Genomic DNA, 22973 nt, shown 5'->3' with positions numbered 1-22973 from the left:
TTTTGCCTTTGAAGATCAAGATCAAAAGATCGCAGCCTTCGGCAGCTCCTACCGGGGTTGCGCAGTAGATTCAGGACGTCGTTATGCGCCAAATCCCGAACGGCTGATGCGCCGGGTCGATCCGCATCGACTGGTATTTGCCGTGCCACGTCCAGCGGTGCCCGCTCATCAAATCTTCGCCCCGGGTATCGGCGTCGTCCGGCAAGCCCATTTCCCACAGCGGCAATTCGAAACTCGCTTCCTGAACGTTATGCGGATCAAGGCTGACCGCCACCAGAATGAAGTTGCTGCCATCCGCACTGCGTTTGCCGAAGTACAGGATGTTGTCATTCCACGCGTTGTAGATCGTCAGGCCCAGGTGTGTGTGCAACGCTGGATTTTGCCGGCGAATGCGGTTGAGCTGGGCGATCTCGGCGATGATGTTGCCCGGCGCGTTGAAGTCCCTCGGGCGGATTTCATACTTCTCGGAGTTGAGGTATTCCTCTTTCCCCGGCACCGGCGCCGCCTCACAGAGTTCAAAGCCCGAGTACATGCCCCAGAGCCCGGAGCCCATGGTCGCGAGCGCCGCGCGGATCAGAAAACCGGCGCGCCCTGACTCATGCAAAAACGCCGGGTTGATGTCCGGTGTATTGACGAAAAAGTTCGGGCGATAGCATTCACGCCACGGTGATTCGTTGAGTTCGCTGAAGTACGTCGACAGCTCGTATTTGGTGTTGCGCCAGGTGAAGTAGGTGTAGCTCTGGGAGTAACCGACCTTGCCCAGCCGCGCCATCATCGCCGGCGTGGTGAACGCTTCGGCGAGGAAGATCACTTCCGGGTACAGGGCGCGCACATCGGCGATCAACCACTGCCAGAACGGCAGCGGTTTGGTGTGAGGATTGTCGACGCGAAAGATCTTCACGCCCTCCTCGACCCAACCCACCACGATGTCGCGCAACTCGACCCACAGGCTGGGAATCGCGTCGGCGGCGTAGAAGTCGACGTTGACGATGTCCTGGTATTTTTTCGGCGGGTTCTCCGCGTATTTGATCGTGCCGTCCGGCCGCCAGTTGAACCAGCCCGGGTGCTGCTTGAGCCACGGGTGATCCTGTGAGCACTGGATCGCGAAGTCGAGGGCGATTTCCAGACCATGGTCGGCGGCGGCGGCGACCAATCGACGGAAGTCATCGCGGGTGCCCAGCTCCGAGTGAATCGCCTCGTGCCCGCCCTCTTCGCTGCCGATCGCGTACGGGCTGCCCGGATCGTCCGGGCCGGCCGTGAGGGAATTGTTCGGGCCCTTGCGGTAGCTGCGACCAATCGGGTGGATTGGCGGGAAATACAGCACGTCGAAGCCCATGTCCTGAATCATCGGCAGCCGCGAATGCACGTCATTAAAGGTGCCGTGACGGGACGGATCGTCGGTGATCGAGCGCGGGAACAGCTCATACCAACTGGCAAACTGCGCCAGCTCACGTTCGACATCCAGCGGGTACTCGGGGCTGAGACTCAAATAGGCGCGGTGATCGGCCTGGGCCATGAGGTCGGCGCTACGCTGGTGCAAAAACAGCGCAACCTGCTCCGTTTCGAGCAAACCCGACAACTCATGATGCAGCGCCGCCAATGATTCGCTGAGTGGCCCTTCACTGCGTTCGGCCGCCAACTGGACCTGACTGCGTCCTTCCTGCAGCTCAAGACTGACCGGCACTCTCGCCGCGTGCTTCTTCTCCAGCTCATAGCAGAAGCTGGCGAACTGATCGATCCATGCCTCTATGCAAAACACATAGCGGCCCTGGGACTTCACGCGAAATTGCCCCTGCCAGCCGTTATTGCCCAGTTCGGCCAAGGACTCACTTTGCCACGACTCCTCGCCCTCGGCGCGCCAGCGAACGCGCACGGCTAGCTTGTCGTGGCCATCGGCGAAAACCTTGCTGGTCACCACCACGTCCTGCCCCACCACCGCCTTGACAGCGAATTGCCCGCCATCCAGGGTCGGCATGGTGTCTTCAATAGCGATACGCGGCAGCAGCAACGCCTGCGACAGCGGCATATGAGGGTTGTAGTTGAGCTCTGTCGGTTTTTCAGCAGTCATCGAGCATCTCTCCTGTACGCCCCATGGACGCTCTGGTACAGGGTCGCCATTCGCGCAAAACCGACGGCCCTGAAATTAAATCACTTAGGTTCCGAGCGGCAGGCCTCGCTAAAAGTTCACGGGCATTTGCCTCGATCCCGGGGGAATCAATTCCAGCGAGCAAGGGTCAACAAACTTAAGCACGACTCACGCCATGTGCCACTGGAGGCTTCAAAAATGACCATTCCAATCCCGGCCGAAACCCCCGATCCGAACATCGACAGCCCGACCATTCCGCCCACCGAACCGGAACCGGTGCCCGAGCAGGAACCGCCAGGCACCACCCCGCCAGCACGGGAAGATCCGCCGGAGACCATGCCGCCGGTGATTGTGGCGCCGAAGTGATATTCGTTAATGGTCGCTCCCACCGCGTGGGGGCGATCATCAAGATCGGTTACCTCAAGGCTTATCCTCATCCCCATTCTTCTCAAACAACCTGACAATCCTCGGCATCACACTGAAAATCCCCAACGCCAGCAGCGTACTGAGCACCGCCGTCGCCTCGCGCCCCAACCCGGCTGAAACACCGATGGCCGCGGTCATCCACAAGCCGGCGGCGGTGGTCAGGCCTTTGACGTGGCCGTCCTCGCCTTCCTGGTTTTTCAGGATGGTCCCGGCGCAGAGGAAGCCGATGCCGGCGATGACGCCTTGCACTACCCGACTCATCGCGTCGGGCTCGGAGCCGGACGTTTGCGGTACCAGCACAAACAATGCGGCGCCGAGGGCGACCAGCATGTGGGTGCGGACACCGGCGGCTTTGCCCTTGTTTTCCCGTTCAAAACCGAGGATTGCGCCGAGCGCGGCGGCGATCAGCAGTCTTACGGTTATACGTGTCAGTTGTGCGGCGTCGCCAATGTCGGCGAACTCTGCTTGCAGCGTTACCCAAACCTCATGTAGCCAAGCGTCCATCGAGCGATCCTTGTGTTGTTGGTAGAGGATGGACCGTGCCGACCATTAATCGGTTGCACAGAACGATGGACGCCGGTTGTGCCCTAACGCAGTAGAACCCCGCGGACAAAAGGACCCTCCCATGACTGTGCGCATCGAAAACGAAACCTGCTTTTTCACCACTGAAAACGGTGAAGAAATCCGTCTGTGCCCGGATGTGACCGTCGTCACCGACGGCGAAAAAGCCATGTCAGCCGTGGATATCAACGGCCAGCGCATCTACATCACCGAAGCAGAAGCCGATGCATTGACCGTAGCAGGTGCCGTGGACGGTCGCCGGCATTTGAAGGCTACGGACAGTGATTCGGTGATTTGACTGACCCGGATCAACATCCCCGACGGGTGCCTGCGATAGGCACCCGCGCGCCGCTATGGCGGGTGCAGCAAGTTGTCGCAGGCAACGGCTCAGCGGTCATCTGATCCGCTTTTTATTGCAATACCTGAGTCTGTTATGCAAACAGATCGACGCTCATAGTGGCCTCGCCTGATGGAGGCTGATGAGCGAAAGACCATGAGCGAAAGAATCCCCGTCCGAATCGTTGAACCCGCCCCTGTAGTAAAGAGCCATGAGCCTTCGCGTCCAAAGATGAAGGCCAAATCCAGCGACAACCTGATCCACACCCGCAGCTTCACCGGCCTGTTCCGCAACTTGCGCTTGAGCGGTGCCGGAGTTCTGTTTTTGTTGTTTTTCGGCACGGTGTGGCTGAACTGGGGTGGCCGCCAGGCAGTGCTCTGGGACCTTTCCGAAAGCAAATTCCACATTTTTGGCGCGACCTTCTGGCCGCAGGATTTCATCCTGCTGTCGGCACTGCTGATCATTGCGGCGTTTGGTCTGTTTGCGATCACTGTTTTTGCCGGGCGTGTCTGGTGTGGTTACACCTGCCCGCAGAGTTCGTGGACGTGGCTTTTCATGTGGTGCGAGAAGATCACCGAAGGCGAACGCAACCAGCGGATCAAGCTGCAAGCCGCGCCTTGGGGCCTGAACAAACTGCTGCGTCGCGCAGCCAAACACAGTTTGTGGCTGGCGATCAGTGTGCTGACGGGGCTGACCTTCGTCGGCTATTTCACGCCAATCCGGCCGCTGGCGGAAGAACTGCTGACCTTGCAGATCGGCGGCGTCAGCCTGTTCTGGGTGCTGTTCTTCACTGGCGCCACTTACATCAACGCCGGTTGGTTGCGCGAAGCGGTGTGCATGCACATGTGCCCGTATGCGCGGTTCCAGAGTGTGATGTTCGACAAAGACACCCTGACCATTTCCTACGATGTCGTCCGTGGCGAAAACCGTGGCCCGCGCAAGCGTGAGGTGAAACCTGCCGAAGTCGGCCTCGGCGATTGCATCGACTGCCAGCTCTGCGTGCAGGTCTGCCCGACCGGCATCGACATCCGCGATGGTTTGCAAATGGAGTGCATCGGGTGCGCCGCGTGTATCGACGCCTGTGATTCGATCATGGACAAAATGGGCTATGCCCCCGGCCTGATCAGCTACACCTCGGAGCATGAATTGCAGGGTGGCAAAACTCACCTGCTGCGGCCACGACTGATCGGCTACACCGCGGTGTTGCTGGTGATGATCGGCGCTCTCGCCCTGGCCCTCGTCGAGCGGCCGATGGTTTCGCTGGACGTCAGCAAGGACCGTGGCCTGTTCCGCGAGAACAGCCTGGGGCAAATCGAAAACATCTACAGCCTGAAGGTCATCAACAAAACGCAGCAACGTCAGGATTATCGCCTGACCCTGGTCGATGGCGACGGCTTCGAGCTGCACGGCAAGACCGAGCTGAGCCTGGCGCCCGGCGAGATTGTCGACGTGCCGGTGTCCGTGGCAATGACCGCCGAACGGCCGACCAGCAGCTCGCAGACGATCACGTTCAAGATCGTCGACAGCGATGAGCCGGATATCTACAGCGTGGCCGAGAGCCGCTTTGTTGCGCCGATGAATCGCTGATCCCTTAGACTGCGGTGGGCTGTGGCGAGGGAGCTTGCTCCCGCTGGGGAGCGAAGCGCCCCCAAAAATTTACGACTGCTACGCAGCCGAGCGGGAGCAAGCTCCCTCGCCACAGCGGCGCACCAACTGAATCACACCAACCTGGGCACTTGATGAAACGCTATGAAAAATTCGCCGATGACATCGCTGAACTGATCCGCTCCGGCGTTCTCGGCCCGGGCCAGCGCGTGCCATCGGTGCGTTACGCCAGCCAGACCTACGGCGTCAGCCCGTCCACGGTGTTCCAGGCTTATTACTTGCTGGAACGCCGCGGCTTGATCCGCGCCCGCCCGCGCTCCGGCTACTTCGTCAACACCCACGCGCCCAGCCCGTTTTCCGAGCCGGTGATCAGCAGCCAGGTCAACGAATCGACCGAAGTCGACGTCAGCGAACTGGTGTTCTCCGTCCTCGACTCGATCAAGGACCCCAACACCGTCCCCTTCGGCTCGGCCTTCCCCAGCCCGACCCTGTTTCCGCTGCAGCGCCTGTCGCGCTCACTGGCCAGCGCCGCCCGGGACATGGACCCGCGCATGGTCGTCACCGACATGTCGCCGGGCAACCCGCAACTGCGTCGGCAAATCGCCCTGCGCTACATGGTCGGCGGCCTGATGCTGCCCATGGAAGAACTGCTGATCACCAACGGCGCGCTTGAAGCGCTGAACCTGTGCCTGCAAGCCGTAACCGAACCCGGCGACCTGGTGGCCATCGAAGCCCCGGCGTTTTATGCGTGCCTGCAAATCCTCGAACGGTTGAAACTCAAAGCCGTGGAAATCCCCGTGCACCCGCGCGACGGCATCGACCTCAACGTGCTCGCGCAAACCCTGGAACGCCACCCGATCAAGGCCTGCTGGTGCATGACCAGTTTCCAGAACCCGATGGGCGCGACCATGCCCGAGGCGAAGAAACAGGAGCTGGTGGAGTTGTTGCGCAGCCATCAGGTGCCGTTGATTGAAGACGACGTTTACGCCGAGCTGTATTACGGCCAACAGGCACCGAAACCGGCCAAGGCATTCGATACCGAAGGGTTAGTGATGCATTGCGGCTCCTTTGCCAAAAGTCTGGCCCCCGGTTATCGCATCGGCTGGGTGGCGGCCGGGCGCTATGCGCAGAAAATCGAACGGCTGAAACTCATGACCTCACTGTGCGCCTCGATGCCGGCACAGGCGGCCCTTGCCGATTACTTGCAACACGGTGGTTATGACCGGCATCTGCGTAAATTGCGATACGCGCTGGAAGAGCAGCAGAGCGCGATGCTGGCGGCGATTGCGCGATACTTTCCGGCGCAGACACGGGTCAGCCAACCGGCAGGCGGGTACTTTTTGTGGCTGGAACTGCCGGCGCAGATGGATTCGTTGAAGTTATTCCAGATGGCGCTGGCGCAGGGCATCAGCATTGCGCCGGGGCCGATTTTCTCGCCGACGCAGCGGTTCAGGAATTGTATTCGCCTGAATTACGGGAGCCCTTGGGATGAGGCTTCGGAGAAGGCGATGGAGACGTTGGGGCGGATTGTTCGGTCATTCTGAGGGTTTGATGTTGGCAGGTCCGGCCCCTTCGCGAGCAAGCCCGCTCCCACAGTTTTTTGTGTCGACCACAAAGTTTAGATACACCATGGCTCACTGTGGGAGCGGGCTTGCCCGCGAAGGGGCCAGAACAGACAAAGCAAATCTTGAGGATTAACGCCCACCGCCCAAATCCACAAAAGTCCCCGTCGCATAAGAAGCCTTATCCGACAACAACCACACAATCGCCTCTGCCACTTCATCCGGCCGCCCACCGCGGGCCATTGGAATCGCCGATTCCAGTTTGCTGACCCGGTCCGGGTCGCCGCTCAACGCATGGAAGTCGGTGTAGATGTAGCCGGGGCGCACCGCATTGACGCGGATGCCTTCGCCGGCCACTTCCTTGGACAGGCCGATGGTGAAGGTGTCCAGCGCGCCTTTTGAGGCGGCGTAATCCACGTACTCGTTGGGTGAACCAAGACGTGCGGCGACCGATGAGACGTTGACGATGCTGCCGCCCTGCCCGCCATGTTTGGGCGACATGCGCAGGAGGGCGTGCTTGGCGCAGAGGATGGGCGCCAGAACATTGGTTTTCAAGGTTTTGAGAATGCGGAATTCGGACATTTCGTCGACCCGGGACTTCTGTCCCACGGTGCCGGCGTTGTTGACCAGTGCGGTGACCCGGCCCAGTTCGGTGTCGACCCGGTGAAATAGCGCGATCACTTCGTCTTCGATGCTGACGTCCGCCCGGACCGCGATGGCCTGGGCACCGAGTGCGCGGACTTGCTCGAGCACGCGGTGCGCCGCTTCTTCATCGGACTGATAGTTGATGCAGATCCGATAGCCCTGCCCGGCGGCCAACAGTGCGGTGGCGGCGCCGATGCCGCGGCTGCCGCCGGTGATGACGATGACTTTGTCCATGCGAGCTTTTCCCCGTTCAAGCGTAAGCAGTCGGGGCCAAGAATAACCGCCATCGACGTTTTTTGCATGGGGTGGTGCCCTGTGGCGAGGGAGCTCGCTCCCGCTCGGCTGCGCAGCAGCCCCATAACCATGCGCCGCAGCTCATCAGCTATACCGCATCCATCGTTTTGCGACTGCTGCGCAGCCGAGCGGGAGCAAGCTCCCTCGCCACAGGGTGCGTCAACCGGCAGCGAGTTGCTCGGCACGAAGAATATCGATCATGAAGCGCTCGGCAGGCAGCGGATGCCCCAACAGATAACCCTGTAACGAGTCGCACCCCAGTTGGGTCAGAAAATCCTGCTGCACATCGGTTTCCACGCCTTCGGCAACGATCCGCAAGCCCAGCGCCTGGCCGAGGGCGACGATTGCTGAAACGATGGCTGCATCGTCGCTGTCCCGCTCCAGATCGCGGACGAAGCCCCGGTCGATCTTCAGTTCGTTGGCCGGCAAACGCTTGAGGTACATCAGGCTTGAATAGCCCGTACCAAAGTCATCAATCGACAGGTCGACGCCCATGCCCGAGAGTTCTTTGAGCACCGCCATGCTTGCGTCGGCGTCGCTCATGGCGGTGGTTTCGGTGATTTCCAGGGTCAGGCTGTTGGCCGGAAGCTGGTGCGTGGCCAGCGCCCTGGCCACGCTTTTGACCAAGCCTGAGTGGCAAAACTGCAAAGCGGAGAGGTTCACGGCAATACGCCAGTCGGTGTAGCCGAGCAGGTACCACTCGCGCATCTGCCGACAGGCCTCGTTCAGCACCCAGTCACCAATCGGAATGATCAGCCCGGTCTTCTCCGCCAGATCGATGAATTTGTCCGGCAGGAGCATGCCCTGGGTCGGGTGCTCCCAGCGCAGCAATGCTTCGGCGCCGACCGGACGGCCATTGCCGGCGTCGAATTTCGGCTGGTAATAGAGACTGAATTGTTGCTGATCCAGCGCATTGCGCAGGTCTTGCAGCAATTGCAGCTGTTTGCGCGCGTTGGTGTTCATCGAGGCGTCGAAGAAGCTATAGCCGTTTTTGCCCGCGCCCTTGGCGTGATACATGGCCGCGTCGGCATTCATCAGCAATTCCTCAGCGGTCTGGACGTTGCCCGGATACAGAGCGATGCCGATACTGGCGGAGATCTGAAGATGATGTTCGGCGACGCGAAATGAACGGGCGATCAACCCGACCTGACGCGCCGCCAGATTCAGTACGTCATTTTCATCAGCCAGTTGCACCAGCAGCACGAACTCATCGCCGCCAATCCGCGCCAGCGTGTCATGACTGCGCAAATCCTCACGCAGACGCAGGCCGACTTCGCGCAGCAGTTGATCGCCCATGTGATGCCCGAACGCATCATTGACCGGTTTGAAACCGTCCAGATCGATGAACATCAAGGCAAAACAGCCGCCCTGCTCCTGCACCCTCGACATCGCCTGATCAATGCGGTCGGCCAGCAGTACCCGATTCGGCAGGCCGGTCAGGGTATCGTGCAGCGCCAATTGGGTGAGTTCGCGATTGGCTTCGGTCAGGGATTGGGCCAGTTGCGCGGTGCGAGCCTCGAGCCGTGCATCGAGCACCGACGTCAGCAAGGCAATGCTCAGCACCGCCAGTGTGGTGATCAACACCAGACTGTCCAGGCCCTTGCCGCTCAGACCATTGACGGCCGCGCCACAGAAACTGCCGTCCGGAAAACGCGCGGCCGCCATGGCGGTGTAGTGCATGCCGACGATGGCGATGCCCATGATCACTGCCGCACCCGCCCGGATCAGACTGACGTGAGGCGTGTGTCGGCGCAGGCGGAAGGCAATCCATAAGGCCGCGCCGGACGCACCGACGGCGATCAGCAACGAAGCGCCGAACAATATCGGGTCGTAATCAATGCCAGGCTGCATGCGCATCGCGGCCATGCCGGTGTAGTGCATGGCACTGATGCCGGCACCCATGACCAACGCGCCGAACGCCAGTTGCCAGACCGGCAAGCGAGGCTGACTGACCAGCCACAGGGCAAAGCCGCAAGACAGGAACGCGGTCAGCAGCGACAGCAGTGTCAGGGTGAGGTCGTAACCGAGATCGATCGGCAATTCAAACGCGAGCATGCCGATGAAATGCATCGACCACACGCCGATGCCCATCGCAAACGCGCCGCCGGCCGTCCACAAATGCACGGCGCGGCCCTTGGCGGTGGCGATGCGCCCGGTCATGTCGAGCGCGGTATAGGAGGCGAGAATCGCCACAATCAGCGAGATGATAACCAGCGTGGGGGAATAGCTACCGATGAGCATGAGACTTCTCGAGACTACCCGCCGTACTGCTTCCGTTCTCGGAGGGCAAATCGGGCGATTGTACTGATTGCGCGTGAGAACGCACTGACAAAATTAGCAAAGGGCCATCAACCCGATGAAACGCTTGTTTGACCCGTAAAATGGCTTTGACTCGACAGCTCCTACACTCCGCAGGTTCTGCGCCCCTCAGTTGGGTGGGTTGACCTGACCGTCCCAGCCGCCACCCAACGCGGCAATCAGCTGCACGCTGGCAATCAGACGACTTTGCAGCAAATCCAGCATGTTGCGTTCATTGTTCAGTGTTGTCGCCTGGACCACCACGACATCCAGATACGCGATCAACCCGGCCTTGTACTGATTCTGAATCAGGCGCAGCGATTCACGCGCCGCATCCAGCGCTTGCTGACGCACAGCGGATTCGTCCTCCAGCACCTTGAGCTGCACCAGGTAGTTTTCTACCTCGCGGAAACCGTCGAGCACGGTCTGGCGGTACTTGGCGACTGTTTCGTCATAGGCCGCCTCGCTGCGATCCACTTCCGCCGAGCGCTGCCCGCCGTCAAACAAGGTCATCGCCAGTTGCGGACCGACCGACCAGAAACGGTTCGGCACGCTGATCCAGTTGGACGACGTACTGCTGCTGTAACCACCGTTCAGGCTCAGCGTCAGGTCCGGGTAATACGCGGCCTTGGCCACGCCGATGTTGGCGTTGGCCGCCATCACCGAGCGCTCGGCGGAGGCAATGTCGGGGCGCCGTTCCAGCAGCTGCGACGGCAGGTTCAGCGGTACGCTCGGCAATTCTGGAATGTCGGGGGTTTCCGCCAGGCTGAACTCGGCGGGCGGCAGGCCGATCAACACGGCGATGGCGTTTTCAAACTGCGCACGCTGCCAGATCAGGTCGACCATGTCAGCCTCGGTACTTTTGAGCTGAGTCTGTGCCTGGGACACCGCATCCTTGCCGGACACACCGGCGCGGTACTGGTTTTCGGTCATTTTCAACGAGCGTTGATAGGCCTCGACCGTCGCTTGCAACAAACGTCTTTGCTCGTCGATCACCCGCAGTTGCAGGTAGTTCTGAACCAGTTCCGACTGCTGGCTCAAACGCATCGCCGCCAGATCGGCGAAACTCGCTTCGGCGTTGGCGGTGTCGGCCTCAAGGCCCCGACGCAGCTTGCCCCAGACATCGGCCTCCCAACTGACCCCGGCCTGGGCCGTGTAAGTATCGCGAATGCCGCTGGAGGTGCTGCTCAGGCTCGAACTGCTGCTGCCGGTGCCCTGGCTGGAGCGGTTTTTTCCGACCGTCAGGTCCACGGTCGGGAAGAAAGCACCGCGGGCACTGCGCACGAGGGCCTGGGCCTGACGGTATTGGGCTTCGGACTGGGCGACGGTCTGGTTGGCGCTGTTGAGCCGGTCGATCAGGCCGTTGAGCTGCTGATCGCCATACAACTCCCACCAGGCGCCGCGGGCCAGGGAATCGCTCGGATTGGCCTGACGCCAGCCGGCCGCTTCCTTGTACTGCGCTGGCGCGGCGGCTTGCGGACGCTGGTAATCCGGGCCGATGGCGCAGGCACTGAGCAACGCCACGCACAGCGACAGGCTCAACAAACGCGAGCCTCGGGCGGTGATCAGCGATGCCGGCAGGTTGATAAGCGAACGGTCAGTCATAGCGGAGTTTCCAGAGCAGCATCGGTACGCACTCCACGCCATTGGTTGAAACGATGGCGCAGCTTGTCGAGATAGAGGTAAACCACCGGGGTGGTGTAAAGGGTCAGTACTTGACTGAAAATCAGCCCGCCGATGATGGTCAGGCCCAGCGGCTGGCGCATTTCGGCGCCTTCGGCACGCCCGAGCAGCAACGGCAAGGCGCCGAGGATCGCGGCCAGTGTGGTCATCAGAATCGGCCGCAGACGTTGCAGGCACGCGCTGCGTATCGATTCCAGCGGCTCCAGGCCCTGATGCCGTTCCAGTTGCAACGCCAGGTCGATCATCAGAATGGCGTTTTTCTTCACCACGCCGATCAACAGGAACAGGCCCAGCAACGAAATCAGGCTGAACTCGCCGCCCAGCGCATAGATCGACAGCAAGGCACCGACCCCGGCAGACGGCAAGGTCGAGAGAATGGTCAGCGGATGGATGTAGCTTTCGTACAGCACGCCGAGCACCAGATACACCGCCACCAGCGCGCCCAGAATCATCCACGGCTGGCTTTTCTGCGTCGCGGCGAAGGCGTCTGCAGTGCCGGCCACTTTCACGATCACATCTTCCGGCATGCCCAACAGCGCAATCGCCCGCTCGATGGCGGCCGTTCCCTGCTCCACCGTCACGCCTTCCGCCATGTCGAAAGAAATGCTTTCGGAAGCGAACTGGCCTTCGTGGCTGACCCGGTCGTCTTCCAGACTGTTTTCGTAATGGGCAATGGTGGACAGCGGAATCCGTGCGCCATCGGCGGTGATCACTTGAACCTGTTTAAGGGTGATCGGGTCCTGGGCGTATTTCGGATTGACCTCCATCACCACTTGATACTGGTTGAGGCTGTCGTAGATCGTCGAAATCTGCCGCTGGCTGAAAGCGTTGTTCAGCACCGAAGTGACCATGTCCATGTCCACGCCCAGGCGTTTCGCCTGATCACGATCGACGATCAACGTCACCTGCTGCGCACCGCGTCCCTCCCGGGCATCAATCGCGGTCAGCTCCGGCAACGCTTTCAGGGCCGTTACGACTTTCGGGTACCACTGGCGCAATTCGCCAAGGTCCGCGCTTTGCAGGATGTAGGTGTATTGCGACGTCGTCTGTTCACGACCACCGCCAAACTGCAGATCCTGATCCGCCATCAGCATCAGCTGCGCACCGGCGACTTTGGGCATTTCCTTGCGCAGGCGTTCGATGACCTTTTGCGCGGACACACCGCGCTCCTTGATCGGCTTCAGGCGCACCAGCATGAAGGCGTTGTTGGTGCCGTTGGAACCACCGATGAAGCCGGCGACGCTTTCGACGGCATCGTCCTTGAGCACGGCACGCCGGAAGGTTTCCATCTTTGGCTGCATCACGCTGAACGACAGGCCATCGTCACCGCGGACAAATCCGATGAGCTGACCCGTGTCTTGTTGCGGCATAAATGTCTTAGGAACAACGACATACAGCGCGATGTTCACGCCAACTGTCACGATCAGGCTAAGCAGAGTCAGGCGCCGGTGACGCAACACCCAGTCTAGGCTGGTGGCGTATTTGCCGACCATCCATTCATTGGCGCGCTGGCTCCAGCGTTGCAGGCGGTTTTCTTCACCCGGTGTATGCGGCTTGAGCCAGCGGGCGCAGAGCATTGGTGTCAGGGTCAGCGAAACCACCAGCGACACGACAATGGCCGCCGCCAGCGTGATGGAAAACTCGCGGAACAGGCTTTCAACGATGCCGCCCATGAACAGGATCGACAGGAACACTGCCACCAGCGACACGTTCATCGACAGCAGGGTGAAACCGACTTCCTGAGCCCCGAGGTACGCGGCTTTCATCGGCGGCACGCCTTTGTCGATATGCCGGGAGATGTTCTCCAGGACCACGATGGCATCGTCCACCACCAATCCAGTGGCCAGAATCAACGCCATCAGCGACAAGTTGTTCAGCGAGAAACCGTAGAGGTACATCACTGCAAAGGTGCCCACCAGCGACACTGGCACCGCAAGCGTTGGAATCAGCGAGGCACGGAAGTTGCCGAGAAACAGGTACACCACCAGAATCACCAGCGCCACGGCGATCAGCAGGGTCATTTCCGCTTCGTGCAGGGTGGCCTTGATCACCGGCGAGCGGTCCATGGCCAGGTTCAGTTTGACGCTGGCCGGCAACACCGCTTGCAAGGCTGGAAGCTGGGCCTTGATCTCGTTGACCGTCTCGATGATGTTGGCACCGGCCTGCCGGTTGATCACCAGCAACACCGCCGCGTCATCGTTGAAAAATCCGCTGTTGTAGCGGTCCTCGACACCGTCGCTGACTTTCGCCACATCTTTGAGACGCAAGGCGGCGCCGTCAGCGTAGTGAATGATCAGCGACTCGTAATCCTTGGCTTTTTCCAGTTGATCGTTGGCCTGCACCTGCCACAAGCGCTGCCCGTCTTCCACCGAGCCCTTGGGCCGGCGCACGTTGGCGTTGGCGATGGTGTTGCGCACATCGTCCAGTGCCACGCCGTACTGGTTCAGCGCTTGCGGTTCGAGTTCGATGCGCACTGCCGGCAGGGAGCTGCCGCCGATCTGCACTTCGCCGACGCCCTGCACCTGGGACAGGCTCTGCGACAGGATGGTCGAAGCCAGGTCGTAGAGCTGACCCTTTTCCAGCACGTCCGAGGTCAGCGACAGCACCATGATCGGTGCCTGGGACGGGTTGACCTTCTTGTAGGTCGGCATGCTGCGCATCCCGCTCGGCAGCAGGTTACGCGAAGCGTTGATCGCCGCTTGCACTTCCCGCGCCGCGCCGTTGATGTCGCGGTCGAGGTCAAATTGCAGAATCACCCGGGTCGAGCCCTGGCTGGAACGGCTGCTCATGGTGTTGACCCCGGCGATGGCGCCGAAGGAGCGCTCCAGCGGCGTGGCCACGGTCGACGCCATCACCTCCGGGCTCGCGCCGGGCAAGCTGGCCTGGACCACGATCACCGGGAAGTCCATTTGCGGCAACGGCGACACCGGCAACAGGCCGAAGCTCACCCCGCCCAGCAACATGATCGCCAGGCTCAGCAACATCGTCGCCACCGGGCGCTTGATGAAAGGTCCGGAGAGGTTCATGGCTGTTCGACCACTTCCACAGCGCCGGATTTACGACCCCAGCGCCGGCCGAGGCGATCGAAGTACAGGTAAATCACCGGGGTGGTGAACAAAGTCAAAACCTGGCTCAGCAGCAAGCCACCGACCATCACCAGACCCAACGGTTGTCGCAACTCCGCGCCGGAACCGGTGGCCAGCATCAACGGCACGGCGCCAAACAGCGCCGCCAGCGTGGTCATCAGGATTGGCCGGAACCGCAGCAGCGCCGCCTGATAGATCGCGGTCTCCGGGTCCATGCCCTGATTGCGTTCGGCGTCGAGGGCGAAGTCGATCATCATGATCGCGTTCTTTTTCACGATGCCGATCAGCAGAATGATGCCGATGATCGCGATCATCCCCAGGTCATTGCCACTCAACAGCAAGGCGAGCAAGGCGCCGACCGCCGCCGAGGGCAAGGTCGAGAGAATGGTGATCGGGTGGATGTAGCTCTCGTACAGCACGCCAAGCACGATATACATGGTCACCACCGCCGCCAGAATCAGCAGCAAAGTGCTCGACAGCGACGCCTGGAACGCTTCGGCCGCGCCCTGGAACCGGGTCTGCACGCCGAGCGGCATGCCGATGTCTTGCTGCACCTGCTCGATGATCTCCACCGCATGCCCCAACGCCACGCCGGACGCCAGGTTGAACGACATCATCACCGCCGGAAACTGGCCGATGTGGGTAATCGCCAGTTGTGCCTGACGCTCCTCGATCCGTGCCAGGCTGGACAGGCGTACTTGCCCGCCATCGGTGGTTTTCACATGAATCTGATTCAGCGCATCCGGGCCGATCTTCTCCCCGGATTGCGATTGCAGGACCACGCGGTATTGGCTGGCCTGGGTGTAAATGGTGGAAATCTGCCGCTGGCCGAAGGCGTCGTACAGTGCATCGGTGATGTTCGACACCGACACGCCGACCCGTGACGCCGCATCGCGGTCGATCACCAGATAGACCTGCAAGCCTTTGTCCTGCAAATCACTGGCGACATCGGTCAGCTCCGGCCGCTGGGCCAACGCCTCGACCAGACGGCTGCTCCACAGGCTGAGCAGCTCGGAATCCGGCGATGACATGCTGAATTGGTATTGGGTGCGGCTGACCCGGTCCTCGATGGTCAGGTCCTGCACGGGCTGCATGAACAGACGGATGCCGACCAGCTTGTTCAGTTCCGGTTGCAGCCGGGCGATGACCTCGGTCGCGCCCAGGTCGCGGTCGCTGTGGGACTTGAGGTTGATCAGCAAGCGACCGCTATTGAGCGTCGCGTTGTCACCGTCGACACCGATGTAGGACGACAGACTCTCGACCGCCGGGTCCGCGAGGATCACCTTGGCCAGTTCCTGCTGTCGCTCGCTCATGGCCGCGAAGGAAATCGACTGCGGCGCCTCGGAAATACCCTGGATCACCCCGGTGTCCTGCACCGGGAAGAAGCCCTTCGGAACCATCATGTAGAGGACCACGGTCAGCGCCAGGGTGCCGATGGCCACCAGCAATGTCAGCGGTTGGTGCTTGAGAACCCACGTTAACTTGCGCCCGTAAGCTGCGATCATCCAATCAATTGTGGCACCGCTGGCCCGGTAGAAACGGCCCTGCTCTTCTTCCTTGGGCTCGCGCTTGAGCAAACGCGCGCACATCATCGGCGTCAGGGTCAGGGAAACCACCAGGGAAATCAGAATGGCCACCGCCAGCGTGATGGCAAATTCGCGGAACAGGCGCCCGACCACGTCGGCCATGAACAGCAGCGGAATCAGTACCGCGATCAGCGACAGCGTCAGGGAGATCAGGGTGAAGCCAATCTGCTTCGCGCCTTTTAGCGCCGCATTCAGTGGGGTCTCGCCCTCTTCGATGTAGCGGGAAATGTTCTCCAGCATGACGATGGCATCGTCGACCACGAAGCCGGTGGCGATGGTCAAGGCCATCAACGTCAGGTTGTTGACCGAGAAACCGGCGAGGTACATCACGCCAAACGTGCCGATCAGCGACAACGGCACCGCCACCGACGGAATGATCGTGGCACTGGCCCGGCGCAGGAACAGGAACGTGACCATGACCACCAGGGCGATGGCGATCAGCAGTTCGTGTTGCACATCGGTGACGGAGGCGCGAATGGTTTGGGTGCGGTCGGTCAGCACCGTGACATCGAGCCCGGCCGGCAGGTTGTCGGTGATGCTCGGCAGCAGCGCCTTGATCCGGTCGACCACCTCGATGACGTTGGCGCCGGGTTGACGCTGGATATTGAGCAAGATCGCCTGGTTTTCATTGGCCCAGGCCGCGAGCCGCTCGTTCTCCGCGCCGTCGACGATTTCCGCGACGTCCTTGAGTCGCAACGGCGCGCCGTTGGCGTAGGCCAGAATGAGGTTGGCGTAATCCTCGGGCGAGGTCAGTTGATCGTTTGCATCCAGCATCGAAACCCGGGTCGGGCCGTCGAAATTGCCCTTGGGCTGATTGACGTTCGACGCGCCGATCAGCGTGCGCACATCTGACAGGTTCAGCCCATTCGCCGCGAGGGCTTCAGGGTTGACCTTGATCCGCACCGCCTGACGCTGGCCGCCGGCAATGCTGACCATGCCGACGCCGCTGATCTGGGCGATTTTCTGCGCCATGCGCGTATCGACCAGGTCGTTGAGTTTGGGCAGCAGCATGGTTTTGGAGGTGATGGCCAGGGTCAGCACCGGGGTGTCCGCCGGGTTGACCTTGTTGTACACCGGCGGCGCCGGCAGGTCCTTGGGCAACAGGTTGGTCGCGGCATTGATCGCGGCCTGCACCTGTTGTTCAGCGACGTCCATGTTGATGTCGAGGCTGAACCGCAAGGTCAGCACCGAGGCGCCGCCGGAACTGGTCGAGGCCATCTGGGTCAGGCCGGGCATCTGCCCGAATTGGCGTTCGAGCGGCGCGGTCACGGCGCTGGTCATGACATCCGGGCTGGCGCCGGGATAGAGGGTCATCACACGGATGGTCGGGTAATCCACCTGAGGCAAGGCCGACACCGGCAGCAACCGATAGGCAATCACGCCGGCCAGAATAATGGCCAGCATGCTCAGGGTCGTGGCGACCGGGCGAAGGATGAACAGCCGCGAGAGATTCATGCGCCGCCCTTTTTCGCCTTGTCGCTGACTGTTGCGTCAGGCGCGGTGGCGGCCGACTTGCCTTGCAGGTGTTCGGTCGGCGTGGTCGGCACATCTTTGCTGTCGTTGACCACTTCCACTTCGCTGCCTTCCTTCAGGCGGTCAGTGCCTTCCAGAACGACGCGCTCGCCCGGCGCCAGGCCTTCAGTGATCACCGTGTTTTCACCGTCACTGGCGCCCACTTTCAACTGGCGAATGGTGACTTTTTTGTCGCCGTCCAGAGCGTAGACGAAGGTGCCGTTGTTGCCGAACTGAATGGCCGCCGAAGGCGCCAGCACCACGTCTTTCAGGGTGTCGGCCAACAAATGGACGTTGACGAATTGATTGGGAAACAGCGCCTGATCGCGATTGTCGTAACGCGCCTTGAATTTCAGGGTGCCGGTGGTGACGTCGATCTGGTTGTCGAGGCTCTGCAACACGCCGGTGGCCTGGATTTTGGTGTCGCCACGGTCCCAGGCTTCAGCGGGCAGTTTGGCGCCGGTGCGGTAGCGGGCCAACACCACGTCGAGGCTGTTTTCCGGCAAGGTGAACGCGACACTGATCGGCTGGGTCTGGGTGATGATCGCCAGCGCGGTGGTGTCATTGGCGGCAACGAGGTTACCGACGTCGAGCTGGCGCAAGCCCACACGGCCGGCAATCGGCGCGCGGATTTTGGTGAATTCGAGATTGAGCTTGGCGTCATTGACCGCCGCCTGATTGGTCTTGACCGTGCCTTGATACTGGCCGACCAGCGCTTCGGCAGTGTCCAGCGTCTGCTTGGCGATGCTGTCTTCGCGATAAAGGCCGCGATAACGCTCGACATCGACCTGAGCGTTTTTCAGTTGCGCCTGATTCTGCAGCAACGTGCCTTCCGCCTGAAGCAAGGCGTTCTGGTAGGGACGCGGGTCGATTTCCGCGAGCAAATCACCGGCCTTGACCATCTGCCCTTCTTCGAACGACACCTTGATCAGCTCGCCACCCACCCGGCTGCGCACGTTGATGGTGTTCAGCGCAGTCACCGTGCCCAGCGCCTTGTAGTACAGCGGGAAGTCACCCTTGACCGCGGGCGCCACACGCACCGGAACCGGCCCGGAGGCGCCGCCAAAACCTGGACGCATGCCCCCTGCCTTGCCGGTGTGCCCGGCCACGGCTTTTTGCCCTGCGCCTTCTTTTGGCGCAGCACTGCCGGGCCAGAATTTCCAGCACAGGCCAGCGATGACCAACAGGACAAGCAGGCCGAACAGCCAGCGACGGGGACTACGGGAAGCGGAGGATTGCATTGAATGATCAACCATTGGGCGCGTGGGCATCTTCTACGGGAGGCTGAACGATAAGCACTGGCGGGTATTTAGCAAAGCGCCTTTACCGGCAATTTACCTTTGGCTTACGTAACAGGAGATTTATCTAAGACACTGAAGCACAAATGAAAACGGCCTGGACAGGGCCAGGCCGTTAACAATTGTAATAACTAGCTTATTTCAGAACAGCGAGTGCAGCTTCGTAGTTCGGTTCTTGACCGATTTCACTGACCAGTTCGCTGTGCAGCACATTGTCATTTTCGTCCAGCACCACAACAGCACGCGCGGTCAGGCCTTTGAGGGGACCATCGGCAATCGCCACGCCGTAGTTTTCGATGAACTCTGCACCGCGCAGGGTCGACAGGTTCTGCACGTTCTCCAGGCCTTCGGCGCCGCAGAAACGGGCCTGGGCGAACGGCAGGTCAGCGGAAATGCACAGCACGACGGTGTTGGCGACGTCATTGGCCTGGGCGTTGAACTTGCGCACCGAGGTGGCGCAGGTCGGCGTGTCGACGCTTGGGAAGATGTTCAGCACTTTGCGCTTGCCGGCGAAGTTCGCCAGGGTCACATCGGACAGATTGCCGGCTACCAGGGAGAAGGCTGGCGCCTTGGAACCGGCTTGTGGCAGTTGGCCGTTGACTTGAACCGGGTTGCCTTTAAGAGTGACTTGAGCCATGAACGGAGTCCTTCTGACGTTTTTGTGGAGAAATTCGACGAGGCAGAAGTTAACCATGAAATGGTCCGGTGACCTACCCCGGATACAAATCGTGATAACTGGCCGCAGATCGCGGATAACCGGGGTGAGGCAGTGTGGCAATTCTGCACAACTCCTGTGGGAGCGAGCCTGCTCGCGAATGCGCTGTGTCATCCAGAAGTGATGTTGGCTGAAAGTCCGCATTCGCGAGCAGGCTCGCTCCCACAGGTCCGGGGTACATCCAGTGTTTATTGGGGTGACTTGTCGATTCGGACCAGCGCCATTCGACCATGCTGTGAATACCCTGACTCTCACGGAGTACAACCATGCGATTCATGATCATTGTCAAAGCCAGCGCCGACTCCGAAGCCGGTGTCATGCCCAGTGAAGAACTGCTGACCGCGATGGGCAATTACAACGAGGAACTGGTCAAGGCCGGCATCATGTTGGCGGGCGAAGGCCTGCACCCGAGCAGCAAAGGCGCCCGTGTGCGTTTCTCCGGCGACAAGCGCTCGGTCATCGACGGCCCGTTCGCGGAGACCAAGGAACTGATCGCCGGCTATTGGCTGTGGCAGGTGAACTCAAAAGAGGAAGCCATCGAGTGGGTCAAGCGTTGCCCCAACCCGATGCCGGGCACCGACGCTGAAATCGAAATTCGCCAAGTGTTTGAGGCGCAGGATTTCGGAGACGAGTTCACGCCAGAATTGCGCGAGCAGGAAGAACGCCTGCGTGCGGAAATCAAGAGTAGCTGACCTGCTAGTCGGTTGCGGCAAGGGCTGAGTGACGCGGATCCCCTGTGGTGAGGGGATTTATCCCCGCTGGGTGGCGGAGCCACCCCAAAATCGAGAGATCAGGGTCTGCTGCGCAGCCCAGCGGGGATAAATCCCCTCACCACAGGATTTGCGCCCGCCCTGCGCGCGTTTTGTCGTTGCCACGGCTCACAGAACCCACGAATTAATCCCTTCGACTGGCGAACCCGGTGCCAGCTGCTAACGTCATCAGACGTGTCCTACAGGCTTGATAGGAAAGAGATTACGCAGTTACGGCCGCCAAGTGCCGGGTTGCCCAATGAGCCACCAAGGAACCGGGGAATCATGTCCAAGCATTCAGGAGCAAACGCCTTGTTGTTGGCGGCTTCAATAACGTCCGCCTATTGTGCCCAGGCCGAGGACGCCGACACGGCCAACAAAAGTAACAACCCGCTGAACCTCGCACCGGGGATGAACCTGCAGGACTACTACACGCCGAAATACTACGACTCCAATATCCACACCAATGATCTGCTGGTGCGCGGCACCCTGCCGATCGCGCCCAACGACTTCATCGGCGTTCCGCAATTGCTGCGCGCCACTGCGCCGATCAGCACGCGCCCCGATCCGAATGGTGGTTACAGCACCGGTGAAGGCGACCTGAACCTGTTCGATATTTTCCTGCTCAAGACCGACGGCGTGCAGCTGGGCATCGGCCCGCAGATCACCGCACCCACTGCCGATCAAGACGAACTCGGCACCGGGAAATGGCAGGCAGGGCTGGCGGCGGTCGCGATTGACTCTTCACCCCGTGGCCTGCTCGGTGCGCTGGTTCAATACCAGAGCTCGTTTGCCGGTGACCATGATCGCGAGCACGTCGAAACCGCGTCCTTTCAACCCTTTGTCATTCATAACCTGGACAAAGGCTGGTACCTGCGCTCCACCGCCACCTGGACCTTCGACCTGAAAAACGACACCCACTACATCCCACTCGGTTTGGGTGGGGGCAAGGTCTGGAAATCCGGGCCCAATATCCTCAATGCCTTCATCGAGCCGCAGTGGACCGTGGAACGCAAAGGCGACGGTCTGCCGCAATTCACGTTGTTCGCCGGCATCAACGTCACGTTCGGTAAATAAGGGTTTATCTATGCACGGTGTACTTCGGGCAGCCGGTTACAGCTTGATGAGCATGTTTGTCAGTTGCGGGGTCGGCGCTCAGGACGTCAGCACCACGAACAAAGCCAACTTCACCGCCACACCCGAAGAGGCGCGGGCCATCGCTAAAGAGGCCTATTTGTATGGCTTCCCGGTGGTGGAAATGTACAAGACGCTTTACACCCAGGCGATCGACAAGAAAAGCCCGAACTACAAGGCACCGTTCAACCAGATTGGCAACACCGCCAAGGCGTTCACCGCCAAGGACACCGCGTTCGTCACACCCAACGCCGATACACCTTACTCGTTCGTCTGGCTGGACCTGCGTGCCGAACCCGTGGTGCTGACCCTGCCAGCCATCGACGAGCATCGTTACTACTCGGTGCAATTGATCGACGCCTACACGCAGAACTTCGCTTATCTGGGCACTCGCAGCACCGGCAACAACGGCGGGCATTTCATGATTGCCGGCCCGAACTGGCAAGGCCAGCAACCGGTTGAAATCGACCGCCTGCTGCGCAGTGAAACCAACATTGCTTACGCGCTGTACCGCACGCAGCTGTTTGATGAGAAGGATGTGGGCAAGGTCAAGGACATCCAGAAAGGCTACACCGTCGAACCGCTCAGCCACTACGTCAAACAAAAGGCCCCGCCTGCTCCGGCGAAAATCGACTGGCCGAAACCGACACCGAACATGAGTGAAACACCGGACCTGTTCCGCTACCTCAACTTCATGCTGTCGTTCGCCCCGCCCCAGGACGCGGAAAAAGACCTGCTGGCGCGCTTCGCGAAGATCGGCATCGTCGCCGGCCAGCCGTTCAAGCCGGGTGAACTCGCGGCCAGCCAGCGCAAAGCCCTGGAAGACGGGATTGCCGATGCCAAGGCCGAATTCGCCGAGTTCAAGAAGACTAAGGTCGAAACCCATGAAGTCAGCAGCGGCGATTTCTTCGGCACCCGCGACCATATCAACGGTAATTACCTGTACCGCTACGCCGGCGCCAACATGGGCATCTTCGGCAACTCCGCCGAAGAGGCGAATTACATCGGCTATTTCGTCGACAAGGACGGTCAGCCGGCCGATGCCTCGAAACACAATTACACCCTGCATTTCGACAAGGGCGCCCTGCCCCCGGCCGACGCGTTCTGGTCGCTGACGATGTATGACGGCAAGAACAAGTTGCTGGTGGCCAACCCTCTGAATCGCTACCTGATCAATTCGCGGATGTTACCCGACCTGAAGCTGGATGCCGACGGCGGGCTGACCCTGTACGTGCAGAACAAGGCACCGGCCAAAGACCTGCAAAGCAACTGGCTGCCGGCGCCGAACGGGCCGTTCTACGGGGTGCTGCGCCTGTATCTGCCAAAACCGGAAGTAGCGAGCGGTGATTGGAAAATGCCGTTGCTGACGCCGGTCGTCCCACAAAAACAGTAAACG

At 60.6% G+C, this 22973-nt stretch carries 16 protein-coding genes; 7 read left to right on the top strand and 9 right to left on the bottom strand.

Annotated elements, in window-relative coordinates; genetic code table 11:
* Nucleotides 1-70: 70 nt before the first annotated feature.
* Nucleotides 71-2068 (bottom strand): alpha-1,4-glucan--maltose-1-phosphate maltosyltransferase, encoded by a 1998-nt coding sequence (locus F8N62_RS07490; protein ID WP_150710349.1) that lies wholly within the window; start codon nucleotides 2066-2068, stop codon nucleotides 71-73.
* Between the two features lie 216 nt (nucleotides 2069-2284).
* Between F8N62_RS07490 and F8N62_RS31475 the strand changes: the two genes are divergently transcribed.
* Nucleotides 2285-2452, top strand: coding sequence for a hypothetical protein (locus F8N62_RS31475; RefSeq protein ID WP_191632355.1), 168 nt, complete (start codon nucleotides 2285-2287; stop codon nucleotides 2450-2452).
* Nucleotides 2453-2506: 54 nt separating this feature from the next.
* On the opposite strand, the gene F8N62_RS07485 is transcribed toward F8N62_RS31475, so the two are convergent.
* Complete coding sequence (locus tag F8N62_RS07485; RefSeq protein WP_150710348.1) at nucleotides 2507-3016, bottom strand: MgtC/SapB family protein; 510 nt, start codon at nucleotides 3014-3016, stop codon at nucleotides 2507-2509.
* Nucleotides 3017-3137: 121 nt separating this feature from the next.
* On the opposite strand from F8N62_RS07485, the gene F8N62_RS07480 reads away from it, so the two are divergent.
* From F8N62_RS07480 to mapR, 3 genes are all read left to right on the top strand, one after another.
* Entirely contained in the window at nucleotides 3138-3371 is a 234-nt protein-coding gene (locus tag F8N62_RS07480) for a DUF3203 family protein (RefSeq protein ID WP_150710347.1), read from the top strand.
* 195 nt (nucleotides 3372-3566) lie between these two features.
* On the top strand, nucleotides 3567-4997 hold the full coding sequence (ccoG, locus tag F8N62_RS07475; protein WP_150710346.1) for a cytochrome c oxidase accessory protein CcoG: 1431 nt from the start codon (nucleotides 3567-3569) through the stop codon (nucleotides 4995-4997).
* A gap of 152 nt (nucleotides 4998-5149) precedes the next feature.
* Entirely contained in the window at nucleotides 5150-6559 is a 1410-nt protein-coding gene (gene mapR / locus F8N62_RS07470) for a GntR family transcriptional regulator MpaR (protein ID WP_150710345.1), read from the top strand.
* A 150-nt stretch (nucleotides 6560-6709) separates the two neighbouring features.
* On the opposite strand, the gene F8N62_RS07465 is transcribed toward mapR, so the two are convergent.
* The 7 genes from F8N62_RS07465 to tpx form a co-directional block, all read right to left on the bottom strand.
* Nucleotides 6710-7456, bottom strand: coding sequence for an SDR family oxidoreductase (locus tag F8N62_RS07465; protein ID WP_150710344.1), 747 nt, complete (start codon nucleotides 7454-7456; stop codon nucleotides 6710-6712).
* 219 nt (nucleotides 7457-7675) lie between these two features.
* On the bottom strand, nucleotides 7676-9757 hold the full coding sequence (locus F8N62_RS07460) for a putative bifunctional diguanylate cyclase/phosphodiesterase (RefSeq protein WP_150710343.1): 2082 nt from the start codon (nucleotides 9755-9757) through the stop codon (nucleotides 7676-7678).
* A 186-nt stretch (nucleotides 9758-9943) separates the two neighbouring features.
* A complete protein-coding gene (locus F8N62_RS07455; RefSeq protein WP_150710342.1) occupies nucleotides 9944-11419 on the bottom strand; it encodes an efflux transporter outer membrane subunit in 1476 nt (491 codons plus the stop codon).
* Nucleotides 11416-14523, bottom strand: coding sequence for an efflux RND transporter permease subunit (locus tag F8N62_RS07450; protein ID WP_150710341.1), 3108 nt, complete (start codon nucleotides 14521-14523; stop codon nucleotides 11416-11418). The genes F8N62_RS07455 and F8N62_RS07450 overlap by 4 nt, the downstream gene beginning before the upstream one ends.
* Nucleotides 14520-17624 (bottom strand): MdtB/MuxB family multidrug efflux RND transporter permease subunit, encoded by a 3105-nt coding sequence (locus tag F8N62_RS07445; RefSeq protein ID WP_150710340.1) that lies wholly within the window; start codon nucleotides 17622-17624, stop codon nucleotides 14520-14522. The genes F8N62_RS07450 and F8N62_RS07445 overlap by 4 nt, the downstream gene beginning before the upstream one ends.
* Nucleotides 17621-18937, bottom strand: coding sequence for an MdtA/MuxA family multidrug efflux RND transporter periplasmic adaptor subunit (locus tag F8N62_RS07440; RefSeq protein WP_150710339.1), 1317 nt, complete (start codon nucleotides 18935-18937; stop codon nucleotides 17621-17623). The genes F8N62_RS07445 and F8N62_RS07440 overlap by 4 nt, the downstream gene beginning before the upstream one ends.
* Before the next feature lie 178 nt (nucleotides 18938-19115).
* The gene (gene tpx / locus F8N62_RS07435) at nucleotides 19116-19616 is read right to left on the bottom strand and encodes a thiol peroxidase (protein WP_034146655.1); all 501 of its coding nucleotides are present in this window, start codon (nucleotides 19614-19616) and stop codon (nucleotides 19116-19118) included.
* A gap of 344 nt (nucleotides 19617-19960) precedes the next feature.
* Here tpx and F8N62_RS07425 point away from each other — a divergent pair, with 344 nt between their 5' ends.
* The 3 genes from F8N62_RS07425 to F8N62_RS07415 all read left to right on the top strand — a co-directional run bounded on the left by F8N62_RS07425 (nucleotide 19961) and on the right by F8N62_RS07415 (nucleotide 22970).
* Nucleotides 19961-20386, top strand: a complete 426-nt coding sequence (locus tag F8N62_RS07425; RefSeq protein ID WP_150710338.1) for a YciI family protein — start codon at nucleotides 19961-19963, stop codon at nucleotides 20384-20386.
* Nucleotides 20387-20728: 342 nt separating this feature from the next.
* Nucleotides 20729-21520, top strand: a complete 792-nt coding sequence (locus F8N62_RS07420; protein ID WP_150710337.1) for a hypothetical protein — start codon at nucleotides 20729-20731, stop codon at nucleotides 21518-21520.
* 10 nt (nucleotides 21521-21530) lie between these two features.
* Nucleotides 21531-22970: a DUF1254 domain-containing protein gene (locus F8N62_RS07415; protein WP_150710336.1), complete on the top strand. Its 1440-nt coding sequence runs from the start codon at nucleotides 21531-21533 to the stop codon at nucleotides 22968-22970.
* Nucleotides 22971-22973: the final 3 nt, after the last annotated feature.

It is taken from the genome of Pseudomonas fluorescens, from assembly GCF_902497785.1.
GTDB classification, from domain to species: Bacteria; Pseudomonadota; Gammaproteobacteria; order Pseudomonadales; family Pseudomonadaceae; genus Aquipseudomonas; species Aquipseudomonas fluorescens_BO.
The sequence above is the reverse complement of the archived record's forward strand: the minus strand, read 5'-3'. Positions and strand labels throughout refer to the sequence as shown.